The 13,277-nt window shown below is 61.5% G+C and carries 12 protein-coding genes; 6 read left to right on the top strand and 6 right to left on the bottom strand.

The window, feature by feature from the left end:
* The first annotated feature begins 125 nt into the window (after positions 1-125).
* The 3 genes from ACAX43_RS02395 to ACAX43_RS02385 all read left to right on the top strand — a co-directional run bounded on the left by ACAX43_RS02395 (position 126) and on the right by ACAX43_RS02385 (position 2,596).
* On the top strand, positions 126-929 hold the full coding sequence (locus tag ACAX43_RS02395; protein ID WP_370706814.1) for an SDR family oxidoreductase: 804 nt from the start codon (positions 126-128) through the stop codon (positions 927-929).
* 515 nt (positions 930-1,444) lie between these two features.
* Positions 1,445-1,816, top strand: a complete 372-nt coding sequence (locus tag ACAX43_RS02390; protein WP_370706813.1) for a hypothetical protein — start codon at positions 1,445-1,447, stop codon at positions 1,814-1,816.
* A gap of 306 nt (positions 1,817-2,122) precedes the next feature.
* Positions 2,123-2,596 (top strand): Lrp/AsnC family transcriptional regulator, encoded by a 474-nt coding sequence (locus ACAX43_RS02385; RefSeq protein ID WP_370706812.1) that lies wholly within the window; start codon positions 2,123-2,125, stop codon positions 2,594-2,596.
* Between the two features lie 41 nt (positions 2,597-2,637).
* On the opposite strand, the gene ACAX43_RS02380 is transcribed toward ACAX43_RS02385, so the two are convergent.
* The 6 genes from ACAX43_RS02380 to ACAX43_RS02355 all read right to left on the bottom strand — a co-directional run bounded on the left by ACAX43_RS02380 (position 2,638) and on the right by ACAX43_RS02355 (position 9,307).
* Positions 2,638-3,873 carry a YbfB/YjiJ family MFS transporter gene (locus ACAX43_RS02380; RefSeq protein WP_370706811.1) on the bottom strand — a complete coding sequence of 412 codons (1,236 nt, stop codon included), beginning with the start codon at positions 3,871-3,873 and terminating at the stop codon, positions 2,638-2,640.
* A gap of 113 nt (positions 3,874-3,986) precedes the next feature.
* Entirely contained in the window at positions 3,987-4,682 is a 696-nt protein-coding gene (locus ACAX43_RS02375) for a 4'-phosphopantetheinyl transferase superfamily protein (protein WP_370706810.1), read from the bottom strand.
* 82 nt (positions 4,683-4,764) lie between these two features.
* Positions 4,765-6,087 carry an MFS transporter gene (locus ACAX43_RS02370; RefSeq protein ID WP_370706809.1) on the bottom strand — a complete coding sequence of 441 codons (1,323 nt, stop codon included), beginning with the start codon at positions 6,085-6,087 and terminating at the stop codon, positions 4,765-4,767.
* Between the two features lie 186 nt (positions 6,088-6,273).
* Positions 6,274-6,510, bottom strand: a complete 237-nt coding sequence (locus ACAX43_RS02365) for a DUF2783 domain-containing protein (protein WP_370706808.1) — start codon at positions 6,508-6,510, stop codon at positions 6,274-6,276.
* Positions 6,511-6,579: 69 nt separating this feature from the next.
* Complete coding sequence (locus ACAX43_RS02360) at positions 6,580-8,289, bottom strand: FAD-dependent oxidoreductase (RefSeq protein ID WP_370706807.1); 1,710 nt, start codon at positions 8,287-8,289, stop codon at positions 6,580-6,582.
* 58 nt (positions 8,290-8,347) lie between these two features.
* Entirely contained in the window at positions 8,348-9,307 is a 960-nt protein-coding gene (locus ACAX43_RS02355) for an MBL fold metallo-hydrolase (protein ID WP_370706806.1), read from the bottom strand.
* Positions 9,308-9,587: 280 nt separating this feature from the next.
* Between ACAX43_RS02355 and ACAX43_RS02350 the strand changes: the two genes are divergently transcribed.
* The 3 genes from ACAX43_RS02350 to ACAX43_RS02340 all read left to right on the top strand — a co-directional run bounded on the left by ACAX43_RS02350 (position 9,588) and on the right by ACAX43_RS02340 (position 13,133).
* Positions 9,588-10,445, top strand: coding sequence for an IclR family transcriptional regulator (locus ACAX43_RS02350; protein ID WP_370706805.1), 858 nt, complete (start codon positions 9,588-9,590; stop codon positions 10,443-10,445).
* Positions 10,442-11,392: an IclR family transcriptional regulator gene (locus ACAX43_RS02345; protein WP_370706804.1), complete on the top strand. Its 951-nt coding sequence runs from the start codon at positions 10,442-10,444 to the stop codon at positions 11,390-11,392. The genes ACAX43_RS02350 and ACAX43_RS02345 overlap by 4 nt, the downstream gene beginning before the upstream one ends.
* A gap of 202 nt (positions 11,393-11,594) precedes the next feature.
* The gene (locus ACAX43_RS02340) at positions 11,595-13,133 is read left to right on the top strand and encodes a Fic family protein (protein WP_370706803.1); all 1,539 of its coding nucleotides are present in this window, start codon (positions 11,595-11,597) and stop codon (positions 13,131-13,133) included.
* Positions 13,134-13,277 lie beyond the last annotated feature (144 nt).

Here is a 13,277-nt window from a genome sequence, read left to right as displayed (position 1 = left end):
TACTCGCTTAAGTAGTTCAAATCGAGCCGGCCGCCGGATATCGGTGCAGTTCGCTGCACGGACATCCGGCGGCCTCGCTTTGCCGACTGTCGATATACATTCACGTTGTCACGCCGGAGAACGCGGTGGAAAAAAAGTTACTTGAAAATCAGGTCGCCTTGATCACAGGCGCCAGTTCCGGCATCGGGTATGGCGTTGCGCAGGCACTGGCGAATGCGGGCGCTGCCGTGGTGCTGAATTATCATTCGCATCCCGAAGCGGCTGAGCAGCTCGCCGACACGATCGGCAAAGCAGGCGGCGCGGCAATCGCCGTGCAAGCCGATGTGGCCGATCCCGCCCAGGTCGAGAGAATGTTCGATGCATGCCGAGCGCGGTTTGACAGCGTCGACATCGTGGTCGCGAATTCCGGATTGCAGAAGGATAGTGCATTCGCCGATATGACACTGGAGGAGTGGCAAACGGTGCTGGCAACCAATCTGACCGGGCAGTTTTTGACGGCGCAGGCGGCGGTGAAAGAGTTTCGGCGACGCGGCCCGCGAGCTGTTTCGAAAGCGCTCGGCAAGCTCATCTGCATGAGCTCGGTGCACCAAGTGATCCCTTGGGCCGGGCATGTCAACTACGCGGCGTCCAAAGGCGGGATTCAGATGTTCATGAAATCCCTCGCGCAGGAGGTGGCGCCGGAGCGCATTCGCGTTAACTCCATTGCACCAGGCGCGATCCGTACGCCGATCAACAAGGATGCGTGGGATACGGACGCCGCGCTCGAGAAATTACTGCGTTTGATTCCCTATGGGCGGGTGGGTGAAGTGGAGGATATCGGCAAAGCCGCTGTCTGGCTCGCATCGGATGAAAGCGATTACGTGGTGGGCACGACGCTGTTTGTCGATGGCGGCATGACGCTGTATCCGGGCTTTACCGGCAACGGCTAGATCCAGTGCGGTTCAACAATGTGCCGAAGGGGGATTTGCCCTGAATGGCGGGCCTGCTGCCTCTTTCGTCTACTTTGCGGCAGGCAAAAAAACCGTCAGGCACGCCGAATGCTGAATAACCATCGTATTCCAAACTTCCACACGAAAGGAGATCACATCATGCCTTACCTTCTCGGCTGGCTTCTTGGCGTTCCGCTGATTGTATTGGTCATCCTGTACCTCATTTTCCATTAATCCTTTGCAACACACTCAGCAAGATAAACAGTTCACCTGAAGGTCATTTCGCGCGACGCCGCCTGTATGGGCGGGGTCACGTCTCGAGACGTCCTCAACCGGGCGTCTTCTTTTTGCACTTCATTCATGCGCGCGTTGACGAAAAATCGCGCGGAACCGCGTGGCGGTGCCCCCCGTTAACTTGCGCTTCAAAAGACGGCGCGTAAACTAGCCTCGCTAGCTCGCGCAAAATGCCATATCTGCACACGCACGCACATGCTGCGTACGAGCAAGGAGGGACCATGGCAAGCAACGAATACACCCTGTCACATCAGGACGTGGTGAAGGCGGTCATTATTCATCAGGGTATTCATGAGGGCTTCTGGACCCTGAACATCAATTTCAACGTTGCCGCCACTCATGGTCCACAAGTGCCTGATCCCTGTCTCGCAGTCACGATCAAAGGCGTCGGCATCATGCGCGCCTCGCCCACTGATCCATTCGCTATCGACGCCGCCGTCGTCAATCCGTCGACGTCTCAACGTGTCGAAGGAACAGTGCAGGTCACCTCTGCCGTCTACGGCACACTTGAGAGCGGTACGCAATTCTGCCGCGACGTGTATCGCAATGTCGCCGTGCAAAGCGCGGTTAGAGCGCCCAACAAACCGAGTTGAGCGATCACTCGATCAGGAAAATGCGTCCATGCCCGACGAGCGCATCTTCCGGCGCGGGTGACGCCGGAATCCGCCCGCGTGCCGCCTTCTTGTAAAGGCAGCGACGCACCAGATGGCAGCTTGTGGCCGCGCGAGACCGCAGGCCTGAGGCCGGCGGCCCGGACGGTTGTCCCGGGCATGAATGCACCCTGAAAATATACCCGGGCGCATGCTGGATATGCTTCCTAAAGCAATGCACCCATGAATCGAGTGCAGGACAATCTTCCTTTAGAATGACATTCATCCGAATAACCTTCCGAGAATGCCATGACCACCCGAAGTCGCCCACTAGACAACCAGGATCGGAAGATCATGCGCGAGTTGCAGAAGAACGCGCGCCTGAGCAACGCCGAGCTCGCGGAGCTGGTCGGCATGTCGACCACTGCGTGCTGGAATCGCACGCGTCAATTGGAAACCGAGGGATATATTCGCGGCTACGTCGCGTTACTCGATCAGCAGAAGCTTGGCTTCGCCGACGTGGTGCTGCTCGAAGTCACACTCGACCGTCACGACGACGATGCCCTCGCTCGCTTCGGCGCCGAACTGGCCACGCTGACCGAAGTGCTGGAAGCGTATCTGGTGTCGGGCGATTACGACTATCTGGTCAAAGTGGCGGTCGACGGTACGGCCGGTTACGAGCGGTTTCTGCGCGAGAAGCTCTATAAGATCGCCGGCATCCGTCACAGCCGTTCGATGTTTGCGTTGCGGTGTATGAAGAGCATTCCGTCGGTGCAGGTCTAATGCGCTGAGGCGCTAATCCGTGGCCGCGCGGACTCGCCGGCTCAGACTCCGCGCAACGGTTTCTGGCAAGCGGCCAGCACCGCGCCGGCCGCGAGCAGCAGCGCGGAATAAACCAGTCCGCGTGCGAGCCCCGCGCCATCCGAAACCCACCCGATCACCATCGGCCCAACGATCTGTCCGAACGCGAACACGATCGTGAATGCGCTGATGCCCTTGGCCCAGTGGCTCGCGGGCAGATTGTGGCGCACGAAAGCCGTGGTCGAAGCGACAGCAGAGAGAAACGTCGCGCCGAACAGCACGCCGGAAATAAACGCTACCCACGGTTGCGTGAACAGCGCGGGCAATAGCGTCGCCACCGCGAGCAACGCGTTGAGTATGGCGAGCGCATGGCCGCCGCGCATGCGGTCGAGCAGACCGGACCACAAGCGCGCCGAGACCACCGTCGCCACGCCGAGCAACAGGTAGAAACCCGTCACCACAGCCGCGCTCATGCCCGCGTTGCGCAGCAGCGCGACGATGAAGGTCATGTAGCCGATATAACCGACGCCGAACAAGCCATAGCCAGCCAGCGCCGGACTGAAACGCGGCCAACGTGGCGCGTCGGCGGCATCGGAAGCATGCGCGGCCGACGACCCCGTCGCGTGAACGCTGTCGATTTTCCTCGCGGCGCCGATGGCGATCGTGGCGAATACGGCGCACGCGGCCGCCAGCGCAAACCACGCAAACTGCCAGCCGTGCGCGACGTTGAGAATGGTCAGCGGCACCAGCACCGACGAAGCGACGATACCCCAGCCGGTGCCCCCGTAATACAAACCCAGCACAAGCCCCGCATCATGCGGCCTCGCCGACGCAAGCCGCGCTGCCAGCACCCCGCCACTGATGAAAATCGCCGCGCTGCTCGCGCCGGTAATCACGCGCAACGCGAGTAGTGAATGCGTATCGGCCAGCAGACCGCTGACGGCCATCAGGAGCGCGGTGGCCGCGCAACCGGCGCCGAACAACACACCGGCCGACCAGCGGCGCGCGAGCCGCGGAAAAGCCAGCGCACCCAGCAGATAGCCCAGTGCATTGGCGGTATTCATTGCGCCGGCTTGAGCGAAGCTCCAGCCGAGATCGAGTTTCATCGACGGCAACAGCAACGCATAGGCGAAACGGGCAAGGCCCAGCGCGATCGCGCTGCCTAACGACAGGCCGGCGGCCAGCATCAAGGTGGGCAGACGCCGTACCGCTTCGGTGGCTGCGGCGGTCGATGCAGCATCGAATGATTTTGTCGGCATGGGCGAGCGTGGGTGGACAAGGATGCTGCAGGCTTAGTGCGGCATTTCGCCATCATATCCGGGGGCGCCTTGCGTTGCTTCGTGAACCTGAGCGGCGGATCGCTCGACTTCGATCAGGCGAACGTTGTCGCCGACCACGCCACGCATGCGGAATAGCCGTCCGGCGCCGCAATCCAGCGCGCAGCCATTTCGCGCATGTCTTCGGGAATCGGATTGCGGAGTGTCACCTGAGTACTGTCACGCGGCAGCACCGTCAAATGCTGTAACCCGCGCGTGATGCCCACCCCCGTTGCTTTGACGAGCGCTTCTTTGGCGACCCATGCGTCGTAGAACGCCGCAACCTGCCGTGCTGCGTCGAGCTGCTCGATCCACGCCGCTTCGCTTGCATCGAGGGTCAACGACGCGATCGAATGCCAATCGAATTTGTCGCTGTGATGCTCGACATCGACTCCGACACGCCGCTCAGGCGACATTGCTACGAGCCCGTGGGCGCCTGCATGCGATACGTTGAAGTCGAGCGCGTTGAAATCAGCCAGATGCGGGCGACGGTTTGCATCGCTCGTGAACCGGACGGCATCTGCCGCGATGCCGAGACGCCGCGCGAGTTGCTCGCGCAGCGCCGCGCGCACGGACGCGAATCGGAGCGCGTCGTCCTGGCGGCGAAAGCTTTTGGCTCTCACGCGTTCGTCGTCGCTGAGCGCCGTGAAGGCCGTATCGGCCAGCGAAGCGTCAAAAGCGAAATCGACTCGCCACAACGAAATGTCGGCCGGGCCGTCATGCGGTAAGGGAACAGGTTCGATCGAATACATCGCGAAGATTCGGACGTTTTGCGTACGGTCACAGAGGAATATTCGCGACTCTACCCGATATGACGTCCGAGCCCATTCGATCCTAGCTGCGCCTGACTTCCTTCGGCACGCCGAGCAGCAACGCCACACCGCTGACGAACAGCAACGCGGTCAAGAGATACAGCGCATTGTCCATGCTGCCGGTGTGTGTCTTGATCAGACCGATGACCCAAGGGCTGACAATCCCGCTTGTAATGCCGATGCTGCTGATCAGCGCAATACCGGCCGCAGCCGCGGCGCCAGATAGATAGCCCGACGGCACAGTCCAGAAGATCGGCAACGCGGCAAAAATCAGCACGGCCGCCACCGAGAGAATCGCGAGCATTGCGGGAAAGCTGCTCAGATGCAGGGTCAGCAGCGAGAGCGCGATGCCACCGCCGATCGTGCAAACCGCGAAGTGCCGGCGCCGTTCGCCACAGCGGTCCGAGTTGCGTGCAATCAGAATCAAGCCCACCGCACCGACCGCATTCGGAATCACGGTGTACAGACTGATCGCCAGCACATCGTGAATGCCGAAGTCGCGAATCATCAGCGGCATCCAGAAGTTCAGTGTCAGCGACGCGCAGGTCAGTGAAAAATAGATGAACGCGAATAGATAAACCCGCGGATTACGCAGCGCGTTCATGAATGAGCGCGACGAATGCGCCTCCGACGAAGCACGGCGGTCTTCATCGCGTTGCGCAATCAGTTGCGCTTTCTCATCAGCGTTGAGCCACGTCGCATGCTGCGGCCCGTCGACCAGATAAAACGCGGCGAGCAGGCCAAGTACGATGGCCGGCGCGCCTTCAATCACAAACATCCACTGCCAGCCGAACAACCCCATCACGCCGCCCATGTCGCGCATGATCCAGCCGGACACGAGGCCGCCGAGCACGCCCGCCACCGCGACGCCGGCAAAGAAGATCGACAGCACGGCAGCGCGCCGCCGCGCCGGGTACCAGTAGGTCAAATACAGCACGATGCCCGGGAAGAATCCCGCTTCGAACACGCCGAGCATGAAACGCAGCACGTAGAAGTGCGTGGGCTTCGACACCAGCATCATGCCAACCGATGCAATGCCCCACAGCAGCATGATCCGCGTGAAGGTCCGCCGCGCGCCGAAGCGCGCCAACAGCATATTGCTCGGCACTTCGCACAGCACGTAGCCGATGTAAAAGACCGCCGCGCCGAGACCGTACATCGCGTCGCTGAAACCGAGGTCGTGCTTCATCTGCAACTGCGCAAAGCCGATATTGATGCGGTCGAGAAACGACACGACATAGCAAAGGAACAGAAACGGAATGATTCGCAGCGAGACCTTGCGATACAGCAGGTGGTCGTGCGCGGCAGCGGATGCGCCCAGCGCGGGGGCGAGGGATTGGCTCATCGGTTTTCTCCAAACGTGAGGGTCCAACGGACCCGTGAGTCCGGCGTCTTGATGCGCCGCGTTCTGGTGTGCTACTGGAACGGCATGCGGCGGTGTAGATGCGCCGCGCGCCGGGGTGGATCGCGCGTGGCTCGAATGGCCACGCGCGTGCAGCGTTTAATCGTTACCGCTCGTCGTGCCGCGTGTTCAGGCGGCCAGCGGATGGGCCTCTGCGCTTTTAGCCGAAGCATCGCCCACGCCTTCACGCGCGTGCTGCATCGCTTCAAGCAGTATCGCGTGATCACCGATATGGTTGGCGAGCAACAGGATCAGCTGCGCATTGGCCGACTGACTCTGCGCGTCGTCCAGATCACGGTGCATGTCGATCAGCGCCTCGTAGAAATCGTCGGGACGGGCGAGATTGGGTTGCGTGTTCAATGCCATAACTGTCTCCTGCTATTTTCTTTTGCCGATGTGCTTCGTCTTTCGCCAAAACCGTGCATGCCGTTGCCTTCAGGCCGTGCCTTCGACGCACAGCGCGCGCTTCAATGCTCTCATCACCGCAGTCGCGTCGAGTTGCCGCCAACGCGCGCAGACATGCTGGTCCGGTCGAATCAGATAGAAGGTGCCGGGTTTTGCGTCGTAGCGTGCGCTTGCAAGACCGTCGACATCGCGCACGACGATCGCGTCAGAGACCGCAGCGACCTGCGCATTGCCACTCGTCACCACGACGAGCTTCAGCGGGATCGGACCGCGATGCAACGCATCCAACGCAGAGTGAGCCGCCTGATCGAGCCCTTGCTCGCCGCAGAACAACACGCCCGTGAATTGCTGGCCGAGTTGTTGCAGCAGCCATGCCGGTTGCCCAGCTGCCTGCACCGGCGCATCGACACACGACGCACCCGGCACCATCAGACCGTCAAAACGCTCGCTGTCCGCTGTGTTCAATGGGGAGTCACGCAACACCGCCGGTACCGACAAGCGGCCACTGTTCGTCAACTGCCGCGCAAACGGATGTCGGCGCGAGAGCTTGAGAACAGCATCGCGGAACACGCGGCTGACGGGACTCTTCGGCGTAATGAAATCGGTCGAGCGCGTGGAGTTGCGGATGTTTTCGTCGGCGGCGAATTCGCGCTCGCTGGCATACGTGTCGAGCAAAGCATCGGACGCTTTACCTTCGAGCACCATCGCCAGTTTCCATGCGAGGTTTTCCGCGTCCTGCACGCCGCTGTTCGCGCCGCGTGCGCCGAACGGCGACACGCCATGCGCGGAATCGCCCGCGAACAGCACGTTGCCGTGCCGGAACCGGTCCATGCGCAGACACGAAAACGTATAGACGCTGACCCATTCCAGCTCAAACTTCGCATCCGCTCCGAGCAACGCACGCACGCGCGGGATCACACGCTCCGGCGTCTTTTCCAACACGGGATCGGCATCCCAACCCAACTGGAAATCAATCCGCCATACGTTGTCCGGCTGCCGATGCAGGAGCACCGATTGATTCGGATGGAACGGCGGATCGAACCAGAACCAGCGTTCGGTGGGGAAGTCGGCTTCCATCTTGACGTCGGCGATCAGGAAGCGGTCTTTGAACGTGACCCCCTTGCTGTCGAGTCCCATCAGATTGCGGATCGGACTGCGCGAACCGTCGGCGGCCACCACATAGCGGCCGCATAACGGGTACTGACCGTTGGGTGTGTCGATGGTCAGCGTCACACTGGCGTCTTGAGCGCCCTGCGTGCCGTTCTGCTGCACGCCGACCACTTTGCTCTTCCAGCGGATCTCGAGATTAGGCATCTCCTGCGCGCGCTCGAGCAGAAAGCCTTCGACGTAGTACTGCTGCAGGTTGATAAACGCGGGCCGGTTATGGCCCGCTTCCGGCTGCAGATTGAACGTGTACACCAGTTCATCTTTCAGGAACACCTTGCCGACATTCCAGCTGATGCCCTTGTCCACCATTCGCTGCCCGCAGCCGAGCCGGTCGAAGATATCGAGCGAGCGCTTCGAAAAACAGATCGCCCGCGAACCGGTGGACAACGAACAATCGTCGTCGACCAGTACGACCGGCACGCCCTGCTGCGCGATATCGATCGCGGTAGCGAGGCCCACCGGCCCCGCGCCGACCACGATCACGGGATAGGCCGCCTGCTCCGCACCGCCTTGCGCGCTTTGTTCGCGGCAAGGCTGGTAGTCGAACGACAGCGTCTGGTAGTTGATGCTCATCTTGTGTCTCCGTCCTTCTCTGCTCTGCTTGACGCTTTCCGGCGTTTCCATGCGGTTATCAGGCTTGCAGCGCGTCCCACATTTCCTTGTCACGCTGCGCGGTCCAGATGCGCGGATGCGTGATGCCGCTCGCTTCGTCGAAGGCACGCGAGACGTCGAACGGCAGGCAGTGCTCATAGATGAACACGTGGCCGAACTTCGGGTCCATCGCCTTGCGCGTGTGCGCCATGGCAGCCTTCAAGTCGAGCTTCTGTTCGACGGCTTCGCGACCTTGCTGCAACAGCGTGGTGACGAAGTCCTTCGTGTAATCGAGGCCCTTGTTGACGTCTTCCGGCGTGGTCAATGCAGGACCACGGCCCGGCACGAGCTTGTCGGCCTGCAGCGCGCGCAGCGCTTCGAGCGTGGCCGGCCATTGTTCGAGTTGCGCATCGCCGCAATAACAAGCCGCGTCGTACTCGACCAGGTCGCCGGAGAACAGCACCTTCTGCGACGGCAGCCATACCACCGTATCGCCCTTTGTGTGACCCGCGCCAAGATGCGCGATGCGCACTTCGAGCTTGCCGAGGAACAGCGTCATTTCTTTTTCGAACACGAGGGTCGGCCACGTCAGGCCCGGCACCGTCTCGACGCCGGCGAAGAGACGCGGGAAGCGTTCTATTTCCGACTTCATGTCCGCTTCGCCGCGCTCAACGATCATCTCGTACGTGCCGCGGCTCGCGATCACCTGCTGCGCGCCTTCTTCGAAATATGCCGATGCACCGAGCACGCGCACTGCGTGGTAGTGCGAGAGCACGACGTACTTGATCGGTTTGTCGGTGACGCTGCGAATCCTGGCGATGAGGTCTTGCGCCATGGCCGGCGTGGCTGTCGTGTCGACGATCAGCACGCCGTCGTCGCCGATGATCACGCCCGAGTTCGGATCGCCTTCTGCGGTGTACGCGTAGGCGTTCTCGGACAGCTTGGTCCACGTGACTTTCTTGACTTCCAGATCGGCCTGGGATGCGAATGCTTTTGCCATGCTTGTCTCCCTCAAAAGTTGGACGTGAGGCGAGACGGCCGGCTGCGCGTTCAGATGCGCGGGCTAACTGTATTGGAGGATTGTCTCGCCCCGTTTTTGACTCTGTGACTGCACCGGTGTGTCGGGGTGAATGCATCTTATGGCCGCATCGGATTATTTGTCAATAGCGAAATGTATCGCTATACGCAAACTGCAGAGCGCATAAGATGAGGATAGGACGGCGTAGGCCTTCGCGTAGGCCGTCGGTTAACATGGACCCTTTTTACGGACGAGCGCAGGTGTGAGCAAAGCAGCGAAATCGGCGACGGGCAAAGGTTCGGGCGACAGCGAAACGGCGGATGGCGGCAAGCCACAGCGCGGGATTCAAAGCGTCGAAGTGGGCGGTCGCGTGTTGCTGGCGCTCGCACAGGCACGCGGTCCGCTGGCTTTGTCCGATCTCGCCGCCGCCGCGCAGATCGCGCCGGGGCAGGCGCATGCTTATCTAGTGAGCTTGAGCCGGTTAGGTTTGATCAAACGTGACGAACTGTCGAGCCGCTATGAACCCGGTCCACTGTCTTTGCGGCTTGGATTGATGCATCTGGAGAACCAGCCGGCGTTTCGCGCCGCCGTGCCGCGCGTGGCGGAGTTGGCCGAAGCGATTGGCTTCAGCGTCGCGATCTGTATCGCCGGGCCGCAGGGGCCGACCATCGTTCGCTACGAGCACGCGGGTTTTCCGTTGCATGTGAATCTGCATGTGGGCACGGTGATGTCGCTGCCGGCCACGTCGACGGGACGGGTGTTTTGCGCTTATCTGCCGCGCGAGGTGTTGGCGGGGATGTGGGCGAATCAGTCGGGCTCGATGGATCGCGCGATGACACCACCCGATGAACGCGGCGCGTTCGAAGCAGCTTTAGACGAAATCCGCGCGCATGGGCTCGCATTCAGCGTCGACGCACCGAGTCCGGGCATCAGCAGTTTGAGCGCCCCGGTGCGCGATGCCGATGGCCGCTTGTGCCTGGCGCTCACGGTGATCGGTTCGACGGGCGCCATCGACGTCGCCGCCGACGGCCCCACCGCTCGCGCACTGCTTGCGACGGCGCATGACATCAGCGCCGAACTCGCGGCGGCGCCTTCCTTGTTAGCTTCCTCTGCATCGTGACCGACTCCTTCGATACCTCCCACGCCGCTTCCGCCGACGCCAAACCGCAGCGCGGCATCCAGTCGCTCGACAGCACCGGCGAGTTACTCGCGGCGCTGGTCGCAGCGGCGCGGCCATTGAGCTTGCGTGATCTTGCCGCCGCCGCTGGCATGCCGCCGGCCAAAGCGTTTCCGCATCTGGTGAGCTTGCTGAAAATTGGTTTGCTCAATCGGGACGCTGCCGGTTGTTTCGAAGCCGGGCCGCTCGCACTGGAGCTTGGGTTGATCGGCTTGCAGCGTTTGTCGCCCACGCGTGAGGCTGAGCCGGAAGTCGTCGAACTGGCGGCGTCGACGGGGATGAGTGTCGCGATGGCGGTCCTTGGACCGCTTGGGCCCACCGTTGTGCGACTCGAAGAGTCCGCGCGGCCGCTGCATGTGAGCTTGCGGGTCGGCACGGTGATGTCGCTGGTGAATACGGCGATCGGGCGCGTGTTTGCGGCTTATGTCGCGGACGATGTGCGCAATGGTCTGCTGGCGCAAGATCATTTGCGGCTGGCAGGGGCCCAAGCGGGGGAGATTTTTGCGGAGGCGGCCGCTACGGCGGCAAGAGTGCCGAGGGCAACGGCTTCGGCAGCGGCCGAAGACCCAACAACCGCCGCCGGTCGCAAAGGCACCGCACCATCGCTACCGCAGCTGACAAAAGCGTACGCGCTACGTCTGGCGCAAATCCGCGCGGACGGCATCGATACCGCATTGAGCCGGCCAGTGCCGGGCATCGACACCTTGGCCGCGGCGGTGCTGGACCATACCAGCAGCATCCGTCTGGTGCTCGCGCTGATGGGACCGAGCGGCAGCTTCGACAGTGGACCCACGGGCAATCCTGCGCGCACATTGGAAGCCGCGACGCGGCGGCTTTCACGGCGATTCGGCTGGATGGGACAGGAAGACGTGGGGTCGGCAAGCCCGTGAGGAAGCAACGAATAATCGTTTTTTTTCAAAACAGGCGTTTTGTAATCGTTTTGAGAGTCGAGTAATCGAAACGATGCGCAGACGCCGTATAATCGTTTTTTTAGAAAACAGGCGTTTTGTAATCGTTTTGAGAGTCGAATAATCGAAACGGTGCGAAACAATGCGTCCTCGCGCGCATCCCAGCCTCCCCGGATCGAAAATCATGCCGCAGATCGGTTATCAATGGCTATCCAACGTGAGTGGCGTCGTACCGGTCCATCCGTTCGCCGTTCAGAGCGAAATTGGACGGGTTCGCTCCACGTCCACCGACGGTGACATTCGTCGGGAGATTTACCCCGAACCGTATCGCCCGGCCGCCAGCCTGACCGATAACCTGACTTTCGCCTTCAGGCACGAGGGCATCCATCTGGAATTCCTCGCACGGCTTTATGCGTTGGAGCCGGTGCGCCATGAGCTGGAGGCATGGATCGCCCGCGAGCCGACGGGTGCGTATGCTCGCCGCGCCTGCTTCTTCTATGAATGGCTGATGCCGGAACCGCTGGATGCGCCGGGCGTCTCCCGAGGAAACTATGTCGACGCGTTGAATCCCGAGGACTTTATCGTAGGCACCCCGGTCAACAACTCGCGTTGGCGTGTGCGCGACAACTTGCCAGGCAATCGCGACTTCTGCCCGGTGATCCGACGCGTCGAAGCGGTTCGGCGTGCCGAAGCTTACGACCTTGCCGCACCGCTCGCCGAACTGGAGGCGGACTACGGCATCGATCTGATCATGCGCAGTGCCGTCTGGCTCACGGTCAAGGAGAGCCGCGCGAGTTTTCTGATCGAGCATGAGCACGACAAAGAGGATCGGATCCGCCGCTTTGCCGCGGTCATGGAAAGCGAATGCGGACGGCATGCCAATCCGTTCGACGCTGAAACGCTCGACGTCTTGCAACGCGGCATTCTCGGCCAATCGGCCCTGCGTTACGGCATCCGCCGCTCGCCGGTGTATGTGGGACATGTCGCACGCTATCAACCGGTGGTCGACTACATCGCGCCGCATTGGGAACACATCGAAACGATGCTGTTGGGGCTGGCCCGCTTTTTGGAACGTACCGGAGGGGGTGCGTCGATCGTTCGCGCCGCAGCGGCATCGTTCGGCTTTGTCTACGTGCACCCCATGGCCGATGGCAACGGCCGGATTTCGCGCTTCCTGATCAACGACATTCTGCGACGCGACGGCGCGGTGCCTGCGCCCATCATCTTGCCGGTGTCAGCAACGATCACCCACAGCACGCGCGATCGCGCCGCCTACGACAAGGTACTTGAACGCTTTTCGCGCCCGCTGATGAAACACTATGCGGACCAATACACGTTCGGCAAGACTGAGATCGCGGAAGACGGTGTCGAATACAACCTGAATTTTCGGGCCTATGACGACGCGCTGCCCGCCTGGCGCTACCCGGATCTGACCGCACACGTCATCTATCTTGCCGACGTGATCGACGCGACGCTCACGCACGAAATGCGCGCCGAGGCGCGCTTTCTGCACGCCAACGACACAGCACGGCGCGCCATCAAGGAATTTCTCGAGGCGCCGGACAACGATCTGGACAGCATCATTCGCAGTGTCCGGCAGAACGGCAACAGCGTGTCGAACAACTTGCGCAAGCGCTATCCGCTGTTCGACGAACGGCCGGAGTTGAGTGTACAAATCGTTGAGACGATTACCAAAGCGTTTGCCGACGACCAAGGCAACTAGTCCCGCACCCGCCGATGCGTCGGTGCGATGCCGCGGCGCGTCTCGGAGCCATGACGCGCTCAAAGCGCGAATCGGTCAAACGCTCCGCCAACGCGCCAAACAGGGTGCGCGCCACTTGTTTCTGATGAGGCGCTCTTCAGCGAT

Origin of the sequence: Paraburkholderia sp. IW21 (assembly GCF_041321145.1) — a bacterium.
Taxonomy (GTDB): domain Bacteria; phylum Pseudomonadota; class Gammaproteobacteria; order Burkholderiales; family Burkholderiaceae; genus Paraburkholderia.
This window is presented reverse-complemented; position numbering and strand designations above follow the sequence as displayed.

Excerpts from the sequence above, each read along its gene's own strand:
- ACAX43_RS02375 (WP_370706810.1), bottom strand. The coding sequence starts at position 4,682 with ATGTATTCGATCGAACCTGTTCCCTTACCGCATGACGGCCCGGCCGAC.
- ACAX43_RS02380 (WP_370706811.1), bottom strand. The coding sequence starts at position 3,873 with ATGCCGACAAAATCATTCGATGCTGCATCGACCGCCGCAGCCACCGAA.
- ACAX43_RS02370 (WP_370706809.1), bottom strand. The coding sequence starts at position 6,087 with ATGAGCCAATCCCTCGCCCCCGCGCTGGGCGCATCCGCTGCCGCGCAC.
- ACAX43_RS02340 (WP_370706803.1), top strand. The coding sequence starts at position 11,595 with ATGCCGCAGATCGGTTATCAATGGCTATCCAACGTGAGTGGCGTCGTA.
- ACAX43_RS02390 (WP_370706813.1), top strand. The coding sequence starts at position 1,445 with ATGGCAAGCAACGAATACACCCTGTCACATCAGGACGTGGTGAAGGCG.
- ACAX43_RS02360 (WP_370706807.1), bottom strand. The coding sequence starts at position 8,289 with ATGAGCATCAACTACCAGACGCTGTCGTTCGACTACCAGCCTTGCCGC.
- ACAX43_RS02365 (WP_370706808.1), bottom strand. The coding sequence starts at position 6,510 with ATGGCATTGAACACGCAACCCAATCTCGCCCGTCCCGACGATTTCTAC.
- ACAX43_RS02355 (WP_370706806.1), bottom strand. The coding sequence starts at position 9,307 with ATGGCAAAAGCATTCGCATCCCAGGCCGATCTGGAAGTCAAGAAAGTC.
- ACAX43_RS02385 (WP_370706812.1), top strand. The coding sequence starts at position 2,123 with ATGACCACCCGAAGTCGCCCACTAGACAACCAGGATCGGAAGATCATG.